The sequence below is a fragment of the Pseudomonas sp. RIT-PI-AD genome (genome assembly GCF_025642785.1).
Classification (GTDB): domain Bacteria; phylum Pseudomonadota; class Gammaproteobacteria; order Pseudomonadales; family Pseudomonadaceae; genus Pseudomonas_T.
Genome location: NZ_JANZKU010000011.1, coordinates 1 through 19971 on the forward strand (window position 1 = coordinate 1; position 19971 = coordinate 19971).

The 19971-nt window shown below is 69.2% G+C and carries 16 protein-coding genes; 11 read left to right on the plus strand and 5 right to left on the minus strand.

What is annotated here, in order from left to right; translation table 11 throughout:
* Positions 1 to 20 precede the first annotated feature (20 nt).
* The 6 genes from OGL92_RS11475 to ggt all read left to right on the plus strand — a co-directional run bounded on the left by OGL92_RS11475 (position 21) and on the right by ggt (position 6523).
* On the plus strand, positions 21 to 1379 hold the full coding sequence (locus tag OGL92_RS11475) for a coniferyl aldehyde dehydrogenase (protein WP_263143871.1): 1359 nt from the start codon (positions 21 to 23) through the stop codon (positions 1377 to 1379).
* 34 nt (positions 1380 to 1413) lie between these two features.
* Positions 1414 to 1959: a twin-arginine translocation pathway signal protein gene (locus OGL92_RS11480; RefSeq protein WP_263143741.1), complete on the plus strand. Its 546-nt coding sequence runs from the start codon at positions 1414 to 1416 to the stop codon at positions 1957 to 1959.
* 39 nt (positions 1960 to 1998) lie between these two features.
* Complete coding sequence (locus OGL92_RS11485) at positions 1999 to 3594, plus strand: GMC family oxidoreductase (protein ID WP_263143742.1); 1596 nt, start codon at positions 1999 to 2001, stop codon at positions 3592 to 3594.
* A gap of 195 nt (positions 3595 to 3789) precedes the next feature.
* On the plus strand, positions 3790 to 4269 hold the full coding sequence (gene coaD / locus OGL92_RS11490) for a pantetheine-phosphate adenylyltransferase (protein ID WP_263143743.1): 480 nt from the start codon (positions 3790 to 3792) through the stop codon (positions 4267 to 4269).
* Positions 4270 to 4386: 117 nt separating this feature from the next.
* Complete coding sequence (locus OGL92_RS11495) at positions 4387 to 4638, plus strand: YfhL family 4Fe-4S dicluster ferredoxin (protein ID WP_263143744.1); 252 nt, start codon at positions 4387 to 4389, stop codon at positions 4636 to 4638.
* A 73-nt stretch (positions 4639 to 4711) separates the two neighbouring features.
* Positions 4712 to 6523, plus strand: a complete 1812-nt coding sequence (ggt, locus tag OGL92_RS11500; RefSeq protein WP_263143745.1) for a gamma-glutamyltransferase — start codon at positions 4712 to 4714, stop codon at positions 6521 to 6523.
* A gap of 28 nt (positions 6524 to 6551) precedes the next feature.
* Here the strand turns inward: ggt and OGL92_RS11505 are convergent, their stop codons facing one another.
* The 3 genes from OGL92_RS11505 to OGL92_RS11515 all read right to left on the minus strand — a co-directional run bounded on the left by OGL92_RS11505 (position 6552) and on the right by OGL92_RS11515 (position 8814).
* Positions 6552 to 6893, minus strand: coding sequence for a multidrug transporter (locus tag OGL92_RS11505; protein ID WP_263143746.1), 342 nt, complete (start codon positions 6891 to 6893; stop codon positions 6552 to 6554).
* Positions 6894 to 7043: 150 nt separating this feature from the next.
* The gene (gene mutM, locus OGL92_RS11510; protein WP_263143747.1) at positions 7044 to 7856 is read right to left on the minus strand and encodes a bifunctional DNA-formamidopyrimidine glycosylase/DNA-(apurinic or apyrimidinic site) lyase; all 813 of its coding nucleotides are present in this window, start codon (positions 7854 to 7856) and stop codon (positions 7044 to 7046) included.
* A gap of 133 nt (positions 7857 to 7989) precedes the next feature.
* The gene (locus tag OGL92_RS11515; protein WP_263143872.1) at positions 7990 to 8814 is read right to left on the minus strand and encodes an HDOD domain-containing protein; all 825 of its coding nucleotides are present in this window, start codon (positions 8812 to 8814) and stop codon (positions 7990 to 7992) included.
* Between the two features lie 199 nt (positions 8815 to 9013).
* Between OGL92_RS11515 and OGL92_RS11520 the strand changes: the two genes are divergently transcribed.
* On the plus strand, positions 9014 to 9553 hold the full coding sequence (locus OGL92_RS11520) for a type 1 glutamine amidotransferase domain-containing protein (RefSeq protein ID WP_263143748.1): 540 nt from the start codon (positions 9014 to 9016) through the stop codon (positions 9551 to 9553).
* 255 nt (positions 9554 to 9808) lie between these two features.
* Here the strand turns inward: OGL92_RS11520 and OGL92_RS11525 are convergent, their stop codons facing one another.
* On the minus strand, positions 9809 to 11326 hold the full coding sequence (locus OGL92_RS11525) for an acetyl-CoA hydrolase/transferase family protein (protein ID WP_263143749.1): 1518 nt from the start codon (positions 11324 to 11326) through the stop codon (positions 9809 to 9811).
* 171 nt (positions 11327 to 11497) lie between these two features.
* Between OGL92_RS11525 and OGL92_RS11530 the strand changes: the two genes are divergently transcribed.
* From OGL92_RS11530 to ilvD, 4 genes are all read left to right on the plus strand, one after another.
* Positions 11498 to 12694 carry a class I SAM-dependent rRNA methyltransferase gene (locus OGL92_RS11530; protein ID WP_263143750.1) on the plus strand — a complete coding sequence of 399 codons (1197 nt, stop codon included), beginning with the start codon at positions 11498 to 11500 and terminating at the stop codon, positions 12692 to 12694.
* A gap of 556 nt (positions 12695 to 13250) precedes the next feature.
* Positions 13251 to 15281, plus strand: a complete 2031-nt coding sequence (locus OGL92_RS11535; RefSeq protein ID WP_263143751.1) for a hemopexin repeat-containing protein — start codon at positions 13251 to 13253, stop codon at positions 15279 to 15281.
* A 976-nt stretch (positions 15282 to 16257) separates the two neighbouring features.
* A complete protein-coding gene (locus OGL92_RS11540; protein WP_263143752.1) occupies positions 16258 to 16479 on the plus strand; it encodes a hypothetical protein in 222 nt (73 codons plus the stop codon).
* A 307-nt stretch (positions 16480 to 16786) separates the two neighbouring features.
* Positions 16787 to 18625 carry a dihydroxy-acid dehydratase gene (gene ilvD / locus OGL92_RS11545; protein WP_263143753.1) on the plus strand — a complete coding sequence of 613 codons (1839 nt, stop codon included), beginning with the start codon at positions 16787 to 16789 and terminating at the stop codon, positions 18623 to 18625.
* Between the two features lie 701 nt (positions 18626 to 19326).
* Here the strand turns inward: ilvD and OGL92_RS11550 are convergent.
* On the minus strand, positions 19327 to 19887 hold the full coding sequence (locus OGL92_RS11550; RefSeq protein ID WP_263143754.1) for a DUF924 family protein: 561 nt from the start codon (positions 19885 to 19887) through the stop codon (positions 19327 to 19329).
* Positions 19888 to 19971: the final 84 nt, after the last annotated feature.

The following is a 19971-nucleotide window of genomic DNA, read 5'->3' on the forward strand; positions in this document are numbered from 1 at the left end:
TGTACGGCGCCTTCGAAGCCCTGCGCGCCGCCGCCCGCGCGCAGCCGATGCCGCCCGCCGGGCAGCGTCTGCAATGGCTCGAGGCGCTGCGCAAGATGCTCGTGGAACAGCGTGACGCCCTGGTCCGGGCGATCGCCGCGGACTTCGGCAACCGCTCCGCCGACGAGACCCTGATCGCCGAACTCATGCCCAGCCTGCACGGCATCCGCCACGCCAGCCGCCACCTGCGCCGCTGGATGAAACCCTCGCGGCGCGCGGTGGGGCTGCTGTTCCAGCCCGCCTCGGCGCGGGTGATCTACCAGCCGCTGGGGGTGGTCGGGGTGATCGTGCCCTGGAACTACCCGCTGTACCTGGCCATCGGCCCGCTCACCGGCGCCCTCGCGGCGGGCAACCGGGTGATGCTCAAGCTCAGCGAGGCGACCCCGGCCACCTCGCGCCTGCTCCAGGAACAACTCGCGCGGATCTTCCCGGCGGACCTGGTGAACGTGGCGCTGGGCGAGGCCGAGGTGGGCGCGGCCTTTTCCCGCCTGCCGTTCGACCACCTGCTGTTCACCGGCAGCACCGGGGTCGGCCGCCAGGTGATGCGCGCCGCGGCCGACCACCTGACCCCACTGACCCTGGAGCTGGGCGGCAAGTCGCCGGCCATCGTCTCCGCCGACGTGCCCCTGGCGGACGCCGCCGAGCGGATCGCCTTCGGCAAGTGCCTGAACGCCGGGCAGACCTGCGTGGCGCCGGACTACGTGCTGGTGCCCCGGGCACGCCTGGAGGCCTTCGTCGAGGCCTACCGCCAGGCGGTGCGGCGCTTCTACCCACGCCTGGAGGGCAACCCGGACTACACGCTGATCGTCAACCCGCGCCAGGCCGCGCGCCTGCGCGACTGCCTCGCCGACGCCGAGGCGCGTGGCGCGCGCATCCTGCCGCTGCTGGCGGACGCCGGCGCCTGCGGCCTGCCACCGACCCTGCTGCTGGAGGTGGACGACGGCATGCGGGTGATGCAGGAGGAAATCTTCGGCCCGCTGCTGCCGCTGGTGCCCTACGACCGCCTGGACGACGCCTTCGCCTACATCAACCGGCGGCCACGGCCCCTGGCGCTGTACTACTTCGGCTACGACCGCGCCGAGCAGCGCCGGGTGCTGGCGGAAACCCATTCCGGCGGCGTCTGCCTCAACGACACCCTGCTGCACGTCGCCCAGGACGACCTGCCGTTCGGCGGCATCGGCGCCTCCGGCATGGGCCACTACCATGGCCGCGAAGGCTTCCTGACCTTCAGCAAGGCCAAGGGCGTGTACATCAAGCAGCGCTTCAACGCCGCCCGGCTGATCTACCCGCCCTACGGCACGGCGCTGCAGAAATGGGTGTACCGGCTATTCCTGCGCTGAACGACGGCCGCGCCGCGGCCCTGGGAGCGAACACATGACTGCGACCACCCCCGACCACGCCGGCCTGTCCCGCCGCGGCCTGCTCAAGGTGGGCCTGCTCGGCGGCGCGCTGCTCGGCTCGGCCGGCCTCGCCGCGAGCCTCGGCGGCTGTTCGGCGAGCGGCCCGGCGCCGGGCTTCCGCTGCCTGCGCGCCGGCGACCTGGACCTGCTGCGGGCGTTGATCCCGGTGGTATTGGCCGGCGCGGTGGCGGCGCCGCGGATGCCCGAGGCGGTGAGCGGCACCCTGGCGAGCATCGACCGCAACCTCGATCACCTCTCGCCGGAAATGCTCAAGCTCAGCCTGCAACTGTTCGACGTGCTCGTCCTGCCGCTGACCCGCGGACCGCTCACCGGCATCTGGGGCGCCTGGGCGAACGCCAGCGCCGAGGACCTGCGGCGCTTCCTCGAACGCTGGCGGGACAGCTCCATCGGCCTGCTGAAGATGGGCCACGGCTCCCTGCTGCAACTGGTGAGCATGAGCTGGTACGGTCGCCCCGAATCCTGGGCCCACTGCGGCTACCCCGGCCCGCCGACGGTGTGACCCCGCGAACGCCCCCTACAACAACAAGAGAAACCGCCGATGCCCGTACCCGACCCCTTCGCCGAGGGCCTTGCCCGCGGCTGGAAGACCCATGACGGCTCGCGCCTGCCCCGCGACCTGACCCTGGAGACCGACGTCGCCATCGTCGGCAGCGGCGCCGGCGGCGCCACCACCGCGGAAATCCTCAGCGCCGCCGGCTTCCGCGTGCTGCTGATCGAGGAAGGCCCGCTGCGCACCAGCCGCGACTTCAAGATGCAGGAGCCGGAGGCCTACGCCTCGCTCTACCAGGAAGGCATCGGGCGGATGAGCAAGGACGGCGCGGTGACCATCCTCCAGGGCCGCGCGGTGGGCGGCACCACCCTGGTCAACTGGACCTCCAGCTTCCGCACCCCGGAGCCGACCTTGGACCACTGGGCCAGGGAGCACGCGGTGGTCGGCCACGGCGCGGCCGACCTGGCGCCCTGGTTCGAACGCATGGAACAGCGTCTCGGCGTGGCGCCCTGGGCGGTGCCGCCGAACGCCAACAACGAGGTACTGCGCGCCGGCTGCGAGGCCCTCGGCCTGCACTGGAAGGTGATCCCGCGCAACGTGCGCGGCTGCTGGAACATCGGCTATTGCGGCATGGGCTGCCCGACCAACGCCAAGCAGTCGATGCTGGTCACCAGCATCCCGGCGACCCTCGACCACGGCGGCGAACTGCTCTACCTGGCACGGGCCGAACGCCTGCTGCTGGACGGCGGGCGCGTCGCGGCGCTGGAGTGCCTGGCCCTGGACGAACGCGCGGTGGCGCCCACCGGCCGGCGCATCCGGGTCAAGGCGCGGCACTACGTGCTGGCCGGCGGCGGCATCAACACCCCGGCGATCCTGCTGCGCTCGAAGGCGCCCGACCCCCACGGGCGGGTCGGCCAGCGCACCTTCCTGCACCTGGTGAACTTCTCCGCCGCGCAGTTCGAGCGGGTCATCGACCCGTTCTACGGCGCGCCGCAGTCGATCTATTCGGACCACTTCCAGTGGGACGACGGCGTCGCCGGGCGCCTCTCCTACAAACTGGAGGTGCCGCCGCTGCACCCGGCCCTGGCCAGCAGCCTGCTCGGCCGCTTCGGGCTCGACAACGCCCTGCGCATGGAGCAGTTGCCCCACACCCACGTGATGCTGGCGCTGATGCGCGACGGCTTCCACCCCGACAGCGCCGAGGGCCGCGTGGAATTGCGCGGGGACGGCACGCCGGTGCTCGACTACCGCCTCACCGACTACACCCGCGACGGCCTGCGCCGCGCCTTCCACACCATGGCCGAGATCCAGTTCGCCGCCGGCGCGCGGGCGGTGCTGCCGCTGCACGTCGACGCCGACTACGTCGACAGCCTCGACGCCGCCCGCGCGCTGATCGACCGTCTCGCGCTGGAGCCGCACCACGTGCGCCTGGGCAGCGCCCACGTGATGGGGGGCTGCGCCATGGGCGAGGACGCCCGCCGTGCGGTCACCGACAGCCTGGGGCGGCACCACCAACTGGAGAACCTGTCGATCCACGACGGCTCGCTGTTCCCCACCAGCATCGGCGCCAACCCGCAGCTGTCGATCTACGGGCTCTGCGCGAAACTGGCGACCGCCCTCGGCGAGCGCCTGGCGGCGGGCTAGCGGCCGGGAAGGACGGCCGCGCCCCGGGCGGCGCCGTCGAAGCGGCTCGCGGCGAGCGCCCGGGCGGGTCGGGACGCCCCATGAAAGGCATCGGCGCCGCGCCCGCAGGCGGATTTTTCCCGGTGTCCGCGCGGCTTGGCCCCCGCCAGCCGCTGCGCTACCATCCGGTTCCTTTGACTCTGCCAGGACGTCGCGATGAACCGAGTGCTATACCCGGGCACCTTCGACCCCATCACAAAAGGTCACGCCGACCTGATCGAACGCGCCTCGCGGCTGTTCGACAGCGTGGTCATCGCAGTCGCCGCCAGCCCGAGGAAGAACCCGCTGTTCAGCCTGGAACAGCGCGTCGAACTCGCCCGCGAAGTGACCAAGCACCTGCCCAACGTGGAGGTGGTGGGGTTCGCCAGCCTGCTGGCGAACTTCGTCAAGGAACAGAACGCCAACGTCTTCCTGCGCGGCCTGCGTGCGGTCTCCGACTTCGAATACGAGTTCCAACTGGCGAACATGAACCGGCAACTGGCGCCGGACGTGGAAAGCATGTTCCTCACCCCGTCGGAGCGGTATTCCTTCATTTCCTCGACCCTGGTGCGGGAAATCGCCGCCCTGGGCGGCGACATCAGCAAATTCGTCCACCCGGCGGTGGCCGAGGCGCTGACCGCGCGCTTCAAGTCCTGACGCCCGGTTCGACGATCGGCCCGCCCGGAGGGTGCGCCGATCCGGCCATTGCGGCACAATTCCCGTCTTTCTTTTCGTAGGTGCCGCGGCCCGGCCACGGCAGGAGTTGTTGTCCCCATGTCCCTGATCATCACCGACGACTGCATCAACTGCGACGTCTGCGAGCCGGAATGCCCGAACGGCGCGATCTCCCAAGGCGAGGAGATCTACGTGATCGATCCCAACCTGTGCACCGAATGCGTCGGCCACTACGACGAACCCCAGTGCCAGCAGGTCTGCCCGGTGGATTGCATCCCCCTCGACGAGAACCGGGTCGAGAGCAAGGACGAACTGATGAGCAAATACCTGATCATAACCGGCAAGGCCTGAGTTCCCGCCCGGCACCCGCCGGGCCGGCGCGGGCGTCCCGCCGAGCAGGCGAAACCACGGAGCGACAGCGCCCATGACCACGCCGAGCCGGCTTTCCCCCTTCCTCGCCCTTCCCCGCGGCCGCCGGAGCGGACGGCCGCTCGCCGCGCTCCTGCTGCTGGTCGCCGCGTTCGAGGCCCAGGCCGCTACGGCGCCGGGCAAGGCCGCCGCCGCCAGCGCCCACCCGGCCGCCACCGTGGCCGCCCTGGAAACCCTCACCCTCGGCGGCAACGCCTTCGACGCGGCGGTCGCCGCCAGCGCCGCCCTGGCGGTGGTCGAGCCCTACAGCTCGGGACTCGGCGGCGGCGGGTTCTTCCTCCTGCGCGAAGCCGGCGACACCCCCACCTACCGCTTCCTCGACGCGCGGGAGAAAGCCCCTCGCGCGGCCCACGCCGACCTGTACCGGCGCGACGGCCAGGTGCGCCCCGAACTGTCCCTCGACGGCGCCCTGGCCGCCGCCATTCCCGGGCTGCCCGCGGCCCTGGTGGAACTCGCCGAGCACCACGGCCGCCTGCCGCTGCGCGACAGCCTGGCCCCGGCGATCCGCCTGGCTCGCGACGGCTTCGGCATCGACCGGGTCTACCGCGAACGGGCCGCCGCGCGCCTCGCCGCCCTGCGCGACGACCCGGAGAGCGCCCGGCTGTTCCTCGACGAACAGGGCGAGGTGCCGAAGCCGCTCGGCCTGCTGCGCCAGCCGGAACTGGCCGCCACCCTGGAACGCCTGGCCCGCGACGGCCGCGACGGCTTCTACGCCGGGGTGACCGCGGAGAAACTGGTGGCGGGCGTGCGCGCCGCCGGCGGCATCTGGAGCCTGGAGGACCTGCGCGACTACCGCGTGGTGGAACGCCGCCCCCTGCGCTACGCCCTGGCCGACGGCCGCGAACTGATCAGCGCGCCGCCGCCCTCCGCCGGCGGCGTGGCGCTGGCGCAGAGCCTGGCGATCCTCCAGCGCCTGCCCTGGCGGGAAGCGGACGGCGTGCAGCGCAGTCACTACGTGGTGGAAACCCTGCGCCGGGTCTACCGCGACCGCGGCCTGCTGGGCGACCCGGACTTCATCGCCAACCCGCTGGCCCGGCTGATGGCGCCGGACTACCTGCAAGGCCTGGCCGCCGGCATCGACCCGCAGCGCGCCACGCCCAGCGCCAGCCTGCCGCCGGCCCCGGCCTGGCGCGAAGGCGAGCACACCACGCATTTCGCGGTGATGGACGCCGAGGGCAACGCGGTGGCCGCCACCCTTTCGGTCAACCTGCCGTTCGGCGCCGCCTTCACCCCGCCCGGCACCGGCGTGCTGCTCAACGACGAGATGGACGATTTCGCCGCCGACCCCAGCGGCGCCAATGCCTATGGCCTCGGCGGCAGCCGCGCCAACGTCATCGCCGCGGGCAAGCGTCCGCTGTCGAGCATGAGCCCGACCTTCCTGGAAAGCCGCGAGCAGTTCGCCGCCTTCGGCACGCCCGGCGGCAGCCGCATCCCCAGCATGGTGCTGTTGTCGATCCTGGGCTACCTGGACGGCCGGCCGGTGGCGGACTGGCCGGCGCTCAAGCGCTATCACCACCAGTACCTGCCCGACGTGATCGAGTACGAGCCGGGCGCCTTCGACGGTCCGCAGGCGGCCGCACTGGAAGCCCGCGGCTACCGCCTCAAGGCGCTGGACAAGCCCTACGGTAACCAGCAGGTGCTGTTCTGGGACAAGGCCGGCGGTCGCGTCGAGGCGGCCAGCGACCCCCGCGGCATCGGCGAGTCCCAGGTGCTGGCGATCCAGCGCCCGCCCGCCGCGGCACAGGCAGCCCTGGCGCCGGCAACCCCGCAGGTGCAGCCGGCGGATACGAAAAAGCCGGTCGAATGACCGGCTTTTCGGGATCGCGAAGGATGCGTCAGTCGCGGTTGTAGCCGCTGGTGGTGCAGCCCAGGCAGCGCACGAAGGCTTCCTTGCCAGGGTCGACCACCAGGGCCTTGCCAGCCGCTTTGACGTTGCCGCCCAGGGCGGTGAACGGCAGGCTGACCACGAAGGCCACGGTGCCGACGGCGGTGGCGGCGATCAACAGCGGACGGGCGATCAGCAGGTCGCCGATCATCGAGTAGGCCGGCGGCGCCTCGACGTCGTAGATCGGGTTGCCGCTGACGTTCTGCTGCTGCACCACTTCAGCCTGAGCCGGCAGCGCCAGCAAGCCAGTGGTCAGCGCCAGGACAGCGGCGGAGTGATGGAGCAGGTTCATGGGTACGATCCTTCAACTGGGACGATGAGTGCCGCTAACTATAACAGCGCCGGGCGAATTGTCAGCGTGACGGCCGTCAATCGCCGGAGCGAAGTTTTCCCCGGCTCTGCGCACCGCGTCCTTCCCTTCCAGGCCGCCCGGAGCCCGCGCTCAGCGCTGGCAACGCGGGCAGTAGACGCTCGCGCGCTGGCCCAGGCGCACTTCGCGCAGGGTGCCGCCGCAAAGCTTGCAGAAATCGCCGCCACGGCCGTAGACGAACAGTTCCTGCTGGAAATAGCCGGGCTGGCCGTCGCCGCCGACGAAATCCCGCAGCGTGGTGCCGCCGCGCTCGATGGCATGGATCAGGATGCGCTTGATCTCCTGCGCCAGCTTCAGGTAGCGCGCCCGGGAGATCGAACCCGCTGCCCGGCGCGGGTCGATGCCGGCGGCGAACAGCGCCTCGCTGGCGTAGATGTTGCCGACACCCACCACCACCGCGTTGTCCATGATGAACGGCTTGACCGCCATGGCGCGGCCCCGCGACAGCTGGAACAGGCGCTCGCCGTCGAACAGCTCGGTGAGCGGCTCCGGGCCCAGGTGGCGCAGCAGGTCGTGGGCGTGGGGGTCCTGGCTCCAGAGCAGCGCGCCGAAGCGCCGCGGGTCGGTGTAGCGCAGCGCCAGGCCCGACTCCAGCTCGATGTCCACGTGCTCGTGCTTGGCCGGCGCCAGGCCGATCTCCACCAGGCGCAGGCTGCCGGACATGCCCAGGTGGCCGATCAGGGTGCCGCTCTCGGCTTTCAGCAGCAGGTACTTGGCGCGCCGCTCCACCTGCTCGATGCGCTGCCCGGACAGGCGCACGTCCAGGTCCTCGGGCACCGGCCAGCGCAGGCGCCGCTCGCGCACGATCACCCGGCTGACACGCTGGCCTTCCAGGTAGGGGGCGATGCCGCGGCGGGTGGTTTCGACTTCGGGTAATTCGGGCATGGGCGGATCCGGGCGCACGGGTGAAGGTGGGAGAAAAACGGCGTTCCAGGGGCGACGCAAACGGCCTGCGCACGGCGCCCTTTCGGGCAGGGTTCGCCCCGGCAGCGCGGCTCGCAGGGTAGCCGGGCGCGCCTCAGTAGAGGGTCTGGCCGACGCCCAGCTCGTGGATGCTTTCTTCGAGGTTGACGAAGTCGTAGTCGGACAGGCCGACGTAGTCGAGCACCCTGGCGCGGATGCTGTCCCACTCGTGATCGACGGTCTGCTGGCCGAGGACCCGGTAGCAGCCGCAGATGTGCTCGGCCATCTTCAGGATCGCCAGCAGGTTGCGCATCTGCGCGTCGCGGCTGGACTCCTCGCTGAACACCGAGAGGGCGTTGTGGTGGTTGGCGATGGCGTCGCAGACGTGGGCCGGCAGGCGCCAGGAGCGCGCGGTGAAGTAGCCGACCACGGCGTGGTTGGTGTTCAACAGGCGGTTCTCGGTGTCCACCACGCGCACGTCGTCGCTGGCCAGGGCGTAGGCCTCTTCCAGCACGCTCATGTAGTCGGGGAAGCGCTTGAGCATCAGCGGGATGCCGCAGTTGTGGAACAGCCCCAGGGCGTAGGCCTCGTCCACCGACTCGTAGCCGATGCGCTTGGCCAGGGTCAGGCTGGTCACCGCGACGTCCTGGGCGGTGTCCCAGAAGCGGTTGAGGGTGACGATGGTTTCGTCGTTCATCTCGCCCTTGATCGACTGGGCGTTGATCAGGTTGATCACCGAGCGGCTGCCCAGCAGGTTGACCGCGCGCTGGATCGAGGTGATGCGGTTGGACAGCCCGAAGTACGGCGAGTTGACCAGCTTGAGCAGCGCGCCGGAAAGCCCCGGGTCCTGGCTGATCAACTTGGCGATGGTCTTCAGGTCGGGGTTGGGCATGACCTGCTCCATCTGCAGGTCGACCATGATCTGCGGCTGCGGCGGCACGCTGATCCCCTGTAGCACCTGCATGATCTGTTCGGCGGAGAGTTCCTGGGCCATGACGACACACACATGGAAAAGAAGTGATGGCACAGTCTAGCCGCTCGGCTCCGGCGATGGGCCAGAAATCGCCAGGAACTTTACCCCGGCGGCGGAGGGTCGGACTTCTCACAGCCTTCTCACATCCATCCACCCGGAGAACATCATGAGCACATCCCTTTCAGGCAAACGCGTCGCCCTGCTGGTCACCGATGGCTTCGAACAGGCCGAGCTGACCGGCCCGAAACAGGCCCTGGAGCAGGCCGGCGTGCGCGCCGAGATTCTCTCCGCCAAGCCGGGCAAGGTCACCGGCTGGAACCACACCACCCCGGCCGACAGCTTCAGCGTCGACAAGACCTTCGACGCGGCGAAGATCGAGGACTACGACGCCATCGTGCTGCCGGGCGGCGTGGTGAACGCCGACACCATCCGCCTGGACACCCATGCCCAGTCCCTGGTCAGGGCCGCGGCCGGCGCCGGCAAGCCCATCGCGGTGATCTGCCACGGCGCCTGGATCCTCGCCTCCACCGACTTGGTCCGCGGCAAGACCATGACCAGTTGGCCGTCCCTCACCGACGACCTGAAGAACGCCGGCGCCACCTGGGTGGACCGCGAGGTGGTGGTGGACGGCACGCTGATCAGCAGCCGCAAGCCGGACGACATCCCGGCCTTCAACCAGAAGCTGATCGAAGCCCTGTCGGCCTGACCGCCAACCGCCGGAAGACGGGACGGCAGGTCCGTCCCGCTCGCGCGGCGGCGTCCCAACGGGGCGCGTTCCAGCATCCCCCGACCCCGCACGTTCCGTCGCACCCTCCGGTGAGGTATGCCGACGCATCCGCCGCTTACCTGCATGAGGTGACCACGCCGAACAGCGGGGGCGGCTTCGGCTGGCCCTGGCGCCCCGCTCGACCGAGCTTGCGCCGCCGCATCGGGCCTTCGCGGCGACGAGCGGCGGGCGCGCTCAGGCGCTGCGCGCCGGGGCGAGGATGCCGCCGATCATGCTGCCGGTCTCTTCCAGGTCGATGTGCCATTGCAGGGCTTCGCGCAGCAGGTGCGGGGTGTGCCCGCCCTTGGCGCAGGCACGGGCGAAGTAGTCCTCCAGCGCCGCGCGGTACTGCGGGTGCACGCACTGGTCGATGATCGCCCGGGCCCGCTCGCGCGGCGCCAGGCCGCGCAGGTCGGCGAGGCCCTGCTCGGTGACCAGGATGTCCACGTCGTGCTCGGTGTGGTCCACGTGGCTGACCATGGGCACCACGCTGGAGATCGCCCCGCCCTTGGCGATGGACTTGCTGACGAAGATCGCCAGGTGCGCGTTGCGGGCGAAATCCCCCGAGCCGCCGATGCCGTTCATCATCCGGGTGCCGCCGACGTGGGTGGAGTTGACGTTGCCGTACAGGTCGAACTCCAGCGCCGTGTTGATCCCGATGATCCCCAGCCGCCGCACCACTTCCGGGTGATTGGAGATTTCCTGCGGGCGCAGCACCAGGCGGTCCTTGTAGCGCTCCAGGTTGCCGAACACGTCGGCGTTGCGCCGCGGCGACAGGGTGATCGAGCTGCCCGAGGCGAAGCGCAGCTTGCCGGCGTCGAGCAGGTCGAAGGTGGAGTCCTGCAGCACCTCGGAATACATGGTCAGGTCGTCGAAGGGTGAAGCCAGCAGGCCGCACATCACCGCGTTGGCGATGCTGCCGATGCCCGCCTGCAAGGGGCCGAGGTCGTTGCCCATGCGCCCCGCCGCCACTTCGCCCTTGAAGAAGTCGATTAGGTGGTCGGCGATGGCCTGGGTCTCGGCGTCCGGCGGCAACACGGTGGACGGCGAGTCCGCCTGCTCGCTGACGACGATGGCGACGATCTTCGCCGGGTCGATGGGGATGGCGCCGGACCCGATGCGGTCGTCGACCCGGGTCAGCGGGATCGGCGTGCGGGTCGGCCGGTAGGTGGGGATGTAGATATCGTGCAGGCCTTCCAGGTCGGCGGCGTGGGCCAGGTTGATCTCGACGATCACCTGCTGGGCGAAGATCGCGAAGCTGGCCGAGTTGCCCACCGAGGTGGTCGGCACGATGTGGCCCTGTTCGGTGATCGCCACCGCCTCGATCACCGCGATGTCCGGGCGCTTGAGCTGGTGGTTGCGCAGTTGCTCGACGGTTTCCGAGAGGTGCTGGTCGATGAACATCACCGCGCCCTGGTTGATCGCCCTGCGCAGCGTGCCGTCCACCTGGAAGGGCATGCGCCGGGCCAGCACGCCGGCCTCGGTGAGCTGCTTGTCCAGGTCGTTGCCCAGGCTCGCACCGGTCATCAGGCTGATCTTCAACGGCGTCTGCCGCGCCCGCCGCGCCAGCGCCTGGGGCACCGCCTTGGCCTCTCCGGCCCGGGTGAAACCGCTCATGCCGACGGTCATGCCGTCCTCGATCAGGGCCGCCGCCTGGTCGGCGCTCATCAGTTTGTCGAGCAGGGCTGGCAGGCGCACGCGTTCCTTATGCATGGGAGGTCTCCTTCAGGCCGAAAAGCGCTGGAGCCTACGCGAAAGCGACGCCGGCGGATTTCCGACCAAAGTCGCATCGCGCCGGGCGGACGCTTTCGGGCACGGCGCCCGCCGGTCACCGCCGCGCCGTCCGCGCGGCTATAATCGGCGGTTTTTCCCCGGAGCCGACCCATGACCTTGCCCAGCCTGCGCCTCAAAGCCAACGCCGACCGACGCCTGCGTGCCGGCCACCTGTGGGTGTACAGCAACGAAGTGGACGTCGCCGCCACCCCGCTGAACGCCTTCGCCGCCGGCGACCAGGCGATCCTCGAGGCCGCGGGGGGCAAGCCGCTGGGCATCGTCGCGCTGTCGCCGAACAACCTGATCTGCGCGCGCCTGCTGTCCCGCGACCTGCAACACCCGCTGGACAAGTCGCTGCTGGTGCATCGCCTGAAGGTCGCCCTGTCCCTGCGCGAGCGGTTGTTCGACAAGCCCTTCTACCGCCTGGCCTTCGGCGACTCCGACCTGCTGCCCGGCCTGGTGGTGGACCGTTTCGCCGACGTGCTGGTGGTGCAACTGGCCTCGGCGACCATGGAGCGGCACAAGGACGCGATCCTCGAAGCCCTGCTGCAGGTGCTCAAGCCCAGCGGCGTGCTGTGGAAGAACGACTCCGCGGCGCGGGACGCCGAGGGCCTGGAACGCTACGTCGCGGTCGCCCACGGCCAGGTACCGGAATGGGTCGCCCTGGAGGAGAACGGGGTGAAGTTCGAGGCGCCGGTGCTGGAGGGCCAGAAGACCGGCTGGTTCTACGACCACCGGATGAACCGCGCGCGCCTGGCGCCCTACGTGAAGGGCAAGCGCGTGCTCGACCTGTTCAGCTACATCGGCGGCTGGGGCATCCAGGCCGCGGCCTTCGGCGCCAGCGAAGTGGTCTGCGTCGACGCCTCGGAGTTCGCCCTCGACGGCGTCGAGCGCAATGCCGCGCTGAACGGCCTGAGCGAGAAGGTCGCCAGCATCGAGGGCGACGTGTTCGAGGCGCTGCGCGAGCTGAAGGCCGCCGAGGAACGCTTCGACGTGGTGGTCGCCGACCCGCCGGCCTTCATCAAGCGCAAGAAGGACCTGAAGAACGGCGAGGCCGCCTACCGCCGCCTCAACGAACAGGCCATGCGCCTGCTGAACAAGGACGGCATCCTGGTCAGCGCCTCCTGCTCCATGCACCTGCCGGAAGACGACCTGCAGAACATCCTGCTGGGCAGCGCCCGCCACCTCGACCGCAACCTGCAACTGCTGGAGCGCGGCGGCCAGGGCCCCGACCACCCAGTCCACCCGGCCATCGCCGAAACCCGCTACATCAAGAGCCTCACCTGCCGCCTGCTGCCCAACGGTTGATGGCGGATAGCGGGGCGGGCGTCGTCGCCCGCGCGGCGGATGAGGGCGTCCCTCCGCCGGCCCCGAGGCGGATCGTCGCCGCCCGCCCCGCCGTTCGCTCCCGAGTGCGGCATGCCCCGTGCCGGCCGGTCGATCGGAGGCGCCGGGGCCTGTGCTGGGTGGATGAGGGCGTCATCCACCCTAGCTAGCTAGCGGCATGTCCGTGGTACTTGGGGCGCCGCTTGGTGGATGAATCAGTCATCCACCCTACCTGGCCGATCTTCGGGCCATGGCCGACGGGCCTTAGGGTATTCCGCCGTTCGCGTCCTGTCGGGCATCGCCTGCGCCTGGCGGCATGTCCGGGCGCAGGGGACTCCGCCTGGTGGATGGATCAGTCATCCCCCCTACTCCAACCATTCTTCGGGGCGAGGGGGATTCGTCCGGGCGTCCGTTTCCTGTCTCACGCCCTCTCGCGGTGCCCGCCCGTCGCGCTGTCATCGGTTCGCAATGCCGATGCGCTGCCATGGTCGGGCGCCGCTGGACCGCGCGTTCCTTCCACGACAGACAAGGATGTGCCATGACCCCGACGACCTTCCTCCGCCGCCTGCTGGCGGCCGCGACCGCCGTGCTGTTGGCCACCCAGGCCGAGGCCGGCAACGACAAGGTGCTGTTCTTCGGCATCGACGGCTTCAAGGCCGACGCCATTCCCGCCGCGGGGATGGTCAACCTGGAGCGGCTGATCGCCAGCGGCGTCTACACCGACGGCGGCTGGGCCCCGGACACCTCGGTGAGCGGGCCCGGCTGGTCGACCCTGTTCATGGGCGTCGAGCGCGACAAGCACGGCGTGCGCGACAACAGCTTCGCCGGGCAGAACTACGCGCGCTACCCGCACTTCCTCAGCCTGATCGAACAGCGCAAGCCGCAGCTGGTGACCGCCTACGCCTACAACTGGGCGCCGCTCTACCAGCAGATGCGTCCCCAGGCCGACCTGCGCTTCGACGGCCCGGAAGCCGACGACGGCAAGCTCATCGCCCAGGCCGAGGACTGGTTGCGCAACCGCGCCGACCTGGACGTGCTGAGCACCTATTACTACGGCGTCGACGAGGCCGGCCACAGCCACGGTTTCCACTCCGACACCCCGCAATACCTGCAAGCCATGGGCCGCGCCGACGCCGCCCTCGGCCGCCTGCTCCAGGCGATCCGCGCGCGCCCCGGCTATGCCCAGGAAAACTGGCTGGTCGTGGTCACCACCGACCACGGCGGCACCGGGACCGGCCACGGCGCCGACCGCCCCGAGCACCGCAAGGTGGCGATGGTGATGAGCGGCGCCGGCATCCCCGCCCTCGGCCGCAACGCCCTGGCGGAGCCGCTGCGCCAGGTGGACGTGCTGCCCACCCTGTTCGAGCACCTGGGCGTGCCCACCCAGGGCCTGGACCTGGACGGCCGTTCGCGCCTGCACCCGCAGCCGCGGCGCTTCGCCTACGGGCGCAACCTGTTGGCCAACCCCGGCGCCGAGTACGGCGCGGCCCACAGCGACCTCGGCTACGACCCGGACATCGCCGGCTGGACCAAGGGCGGCGCGCAGACGGTGATGCGCTATGGCGCCCGCAATGACCTGCCCAGCGGTCAGGGCCAGTTGTTCGTCGGCCTCGGCAAGGGCTCGCTGACCCAACGCATCGCGTTGCCGGCCGATGCCGCCGGGCGACCGTTCCGCCTCGACGCCCAGCTCGGCGCCAGCGCCGGCAGCGCCCACGACGCACGGGTATTACTGCGCTTCATCGGCGGCGACAAACGCAGTGCGGTGAACTGGAACGACGACACCGCCTACTTCTTCGCCGGCGACCGCTACTACCGCTACGACTTCGCCCGCGACCGGGTCGCCGAGGGCTACCCGAAACCCATCGCCGGCAACTGGGTCGGCTTCGAAGGCCTGCCGGGCGGCCCCCGCGACCTCGACGCCGGGTTCAACGCCGGCAACGGCAAGGCCTACTTCTTCAAGGGCGACCAGTACCTGCGCTTCGACGTCGCCGCCGACCGCGTCGACAGCGGCTATCCCAAGCCCATCGCCGGCAACTGGCCGGGCCTGGAGCGCTTCGCCGGCGGCGCCCGCGACCTGGATGCCACCCTGGCGGTGAGCGGCGACAAGATTTACTTCTTCAAGGGCAGCCAATACCTGCGCTACAACCTGGCCCAGGGCGACCGGGCCGACGCCCGCTACCCGCTGGACCTCTCCGCCGCCACCTGGTCCGGCGTGCAACAGTGGCCGCTGGGGGTCGAGGCCGCATTCAAGCGCAACGCCGGAGTGGCGTACTTCTTCGACCGCGGCGAATACATCCGCTACGACCTGAGCGCCGACAAGGCCGCCGGCGGTTACCCGCAGCCGGTGGACGCCGCCACCTGGCCGGGCCTGGAAGCCTTCCGCGCCGAGGGCCGCTTCTTCGCCAGCGCCCCCCTGGGTGCCGCCGAACGCACCGGTCAACCGCTGGCCCGCGCGCTCTACGGCAGCGTCCCGGAAGGCGCCACCGCGGTGGAAGTGGAACTGCGCTTCGAAAAAGGCAGCGGCGCCGGCTTCCCCTTCGCCGACGAGCTGAATTTGCGCATCGACTGATCGCCCCTCGGGCGGTCCGCCGGTGCGATACCGGTGAAACCGCCCAACCCGCTTACCGGGCCATCGTCGCTGTCACGCCGCCGTCAGATGGGTGAGTAAAACGTTGTCCAACTACTGATTTTGTAGTCGGAGCCCTGGCCCCATCCGTTCACAGTGACTCCTGCCTCGAAACCCGCCGACCCCGTTGCTGCATCGCGCTGTCCTTTCGACCCTGCCGCCCTCCATTCATGACAGGGAGTCCCATGACTACCGCCGTGCAATGCAGACACCAGGAGTGCGATCAGCCCCCTACCCTCACCGACGAAGGCACCATCGACCATTTCGTCCGGCAATTGACCAACCTCTACCGCGCCTCGATCCCGAGGGCGGCTCCCTCTACTCAATTGGGCGGACGTGGCCATCCGGTCGGAAAACCCTCTGGCTCCATTGGCCCACGTGCCCGGCGTATTCGCTGCACGCTGGACGCCTGAAGTCGCGCCGGCGACGGCGATCACTCTGGGTACTGCAGGATAGGGTTTTGTAGGATTGCCAAAGAGCATGATTCACTTCACCCCTGGCAAGGGCAGTGAACATTCCGGCGAGCGGTGTTATTCGCTCCAGTCGATGCATAGGCCCCGACGCCTGACCGGGACCTATGGACCCGGTGCTTATATGACGAGAGTGGGGCGGCCCCTCACATTTTCATCTCCAAGAGAGCCCGCATTCCCCTGTATCTCGAAACCCCGCCGGGAACAGTCAGCCTCTACCCGTACCTCATCTATGCAAGATGGGGCCTCCAGGCGTCAGGCTGCCCAAATGAAAACCAAGCCTTCGGTGATTCTGAGAAGCCTGGCGGTTCTATTCTGCTGGGGATGCCTCATGGCCGCGGTCTGGCAAATGAATCCGCGCTACTTCTTCGCTCGGGCATCCCGTATCTGTTGGTGAATGGGTTATCGGACCGGATGGACGGCGAGAGCTCGATTGAAGGGAGACCTGCATGTCTGATTACGTGAAGGATCAATTGGCGCTATTGGCAACGGGCCTGGTCGTGGCCGCATTGACGTGGTGGGTGGCCTCGTCGCTGGGCGAGTACTACCCCACGGTCATGTACACCCTGTCCTTCTGCGTGCTTTTGTGGCGCAATCACGACCTGAGAAAGGAAAATCGCCAGCTCAAGGCTCGCCTGAATACGGGGTTCTCAGAATCGCCTGAGCCATGATCGAGCCCCCATGGCCGGGACACATGTGGCGCCCGCCGCGCCAGCGCGTTATTCCCCCAGCGCTCGCCGGTCTCGCAGCAGGGTCTGGACCGCCCGGCCCGGCGGCCTTTCGTGTCGACGGCGGCTGGGATTAGAATCCCGGTTCCCCTGCCACACACCCTCAGGCGGGCAGTGAGCCAAGCCGGGCGCGCGGAGATCCCGCAATGCCCTCAGGCCATGGCCGGTCCCGCGACCACGATCGCCACCGCCGGTCCCTACCGCGCTCACGACAACGACCATAACCTGACCAGCCTGCAGGAACGCCGTAATGCCCGATTACCGCTCGAAAACCTCCACCTTCGGCCGCAACATGGCCGGCGCCCGCGCCCTCTGGCGCGCCACCGGGATGAAGGACGAGGACTTCAAGAAGCCGATCATCGCCATCGCCAACTCCTTCACCCAGTTCGTGCCCGGCCACGTGCACCTGAAGGACCTCGGCCAACTGGTCGCCCGCGAGATCGAACGCGCCGGCGGCGTGGCCAAGGAATTCAACACCATCGCCGTGGACGACGGCATCGCCATGGGCCATGACGGCATGCTCTATTCGCTGCCGAGCCGCGAGATCATCGCCGACTCGGTGGAGTACATGGTCAACGCCCACTGCGCCGACGCCATCGTCTGCATCTCCAACTGCGACAAGATCACCCCCGGCATGCTGATGGCCGCGCTGCGCCTGAACATCCCGGTGGTGTTCGTCTCCGGCGGGCCGATGGAAGCCGGCAAGACCAAGCTGGCCAGCCACGGCCTCGACCTGGTCGACGCCATGGTGATCGCCGCCGACGACTCCGCCAGCGACGAGAAAGTCGCCGAGTACGAGCGCAGCGCCTGCCCCACCTGCGGCTCCTGTTCCGGCATGTTCACCGCCAACTCGATGAACTGCCTGACCGAAGTGCTCGGCCTGTCGCTGCCGGGCAACGGTTCCACCCTGGCCACCCACGCCGACCGCGAGCAGTTGTTCCTGCGCGCCGGGCGCCTGGCCGTGGAGCTCTGCCAGCGCTACTACGGCGAGGGCGACGAGTCGGTGCTGCCGCGCAACATCGCCACCTTCGAGGCGTTCGAGAACGCCATGACCCTGGACATCGCCATGGGCGGCTCAACCAACACCATCCTCCACCTGCTGGCCGCGGCCCAGGAAGGCGAGGTGGACTTCGACCTGCGCGACATCGATCGCCTGTCGCGCCGGGTGCCGCAGTTGTGCAAGGTGGCGCCGAACATCCAGAAGTACCACATGGAAGACGTGCACCGCGCCGGCGGGATCTTCTCGATCCTCGGCGAACTGGCCCGCGGCGGCCTGCTGCATACCCAGGTGCCCACCGTGCACAGCCCGAGCCTGGCCGACGCCATCGCCACCTGGGACATCACCCAGACCGACGACGAAGCCGTGCACACCTTCTTCAGGGCCGGTCCGGCCGGCATCCCCACCCAGGTCGCCTTCAGCCAGTCGACCCGCTGGGACAGTCTCGACGACGACCGCGAGCACGGCTGCATCCGCAGCGTCGCCCACGCCTACTCCAAGGAAGGCGGCCTGGCGGTGCTCTACGGCAACATCGCCCTCGACGGCTGCGTGGTGAAGACCGCCGGCGTCGACGAGTCGATCCACGTGTTCGAAGGTAGCGCCAAGGTCTTCGAGAGCCAGGACGCCGCGGTGAAGGGCATCCTCGCCGACGAGGTGAAGGCCGGCGACATCGTGATCATCCGCTACGAAGGCCCGAAAGGCGGCCCCGGCATGCAGGAAATGCTCTACCCCACCAGCTACCTGAAGTCCAAGGGCCTGGGCAAGGCGTGCGCCCTGCTCACCGACGGCCGCTTCTCCGGCGGCACCTCCGGCTTGTCCATCGGCCACGCCTCCCCGGAAGCCGCCGCCGGCGGCGCCATCGGCCTGGTGCGCGACGGCGACAAGGTACTGATCGACATCCCCAACCGCTCCATCAACCTGCGGGTGGACGACGCCGAACTCGCCGCCCGCCGCGCCGACCAGGACGCCCGGGGCTGGAAGCCCGCCGCCCCCCGCCCGCGCAAGGTCACCACCGCCCTCAAGGCCTACGCCCTCCTGGCCACCAGCGCCGACAAGGGTGCGGTGCGCAACAAGGCGATGTTGGACGGCTGAGAGAAGCGCCCCGCCGCCGACGTCAAAAGCCGCCCCACTCGGGCGGCTTTTTCATGGGCGAACGAAAGCCCGATGCCTCCTCAGGCGAATGGGGTTGCCCGTTAGCACCATGGAGCGGTGGGTGCTGGTGCTGGTGCTGGTGCTGGTGCTGGTGCTGGTGGACAAGTAAAACGTTGTCCACCCTACAGTTCCACCACCGCGTAGGGTGGAAAACCGCGAAGCGTTTTCCACCAGCCCAACTCCGCCAACAGCTCAATCGCCCGAACCGGCCAACCTTCCTGTCCGCACGACCCACTCGATCCGCCAGGAATGCCAAGTCGCCGTGCCGGAAAGGAAGACATGGGCACCTGCCCATCATCCCCACGCCGACGCCCCATGCTCCTATACAGGTGGACAAGTAAAACGTTGTCCACCCTACAGTTCCGCCACCCGCGTAGGGTGGAAAACCGCGAAGCGTTTTCCACCAGCGTAACCCCCGCCAACAGCTCAACCGCCCCAACCGGCCAACCTTCCTGTCCGCACGACCCACTCGATCCGCCAGGAACGCCAAGCCGCCGTGCCGGAAAGGAAGACATGGGCACCTGCCCATCATCCCCACGCCGACGTCCCATGCTCCTATACAGGTGGACAAGTAAAACGTTGTCCACCCTACAGTTCCACCACCTTCTTGACCACGCTGCCCGGTTCAATACGGGCGGAGGTTATCCGGCGAAGCCTCCCGCCTCCAGAAAGGCGCTTTCGTCGGGCGTCGTGGTCCTGCCGAGCAGGGGGTTACGGTGTGGGAACCGGCCGAAGCGCTCGATTATCTCCGCGTGTTCCCGGGCCCACTTGAAATCGGCGGGGTCGAGAGCCTGGTTGAGTCGCACGGACAGGCGCTGATCCTCCACGTTCTCGGAGTGCTCGAAGGGCAGGTAGCAGAACATTCGCAGGGGCTTTTCGACTCGCTGGTCCAGGCCGGCGTCCACCATCTGGCGGGCGTAGAAACAGGCAAGCGGGTCGGTCGCGAACATATGGGCGGTCCCTCGAAACGCATTGCGCGGGTACTGGTCGAGCAAAATCAGCAACGCCAAGGCCCCGTCCGGCGTGTTCATCCAATACTCCAGCTCGCGTCGGGCCGCCTGGACATGCAATGCCGAGAAGGCCTCCCGAAACGCCGCGTCGAACGCGTCGTCCTTGTTGAACCATTTCGGCGGTCCCGCCTGTTTCCAGAATGCGATGACGGACTGCGCGTCCTGGGGTACATCACGCTGCGTATCGGCCAAAACCCTATCCTCCGCCTGATGCTGCCGTCGACCGGCCACGATGCCGCGCACCCTTCGCTCGAGGCATGATCCAGGCCCGTCGCG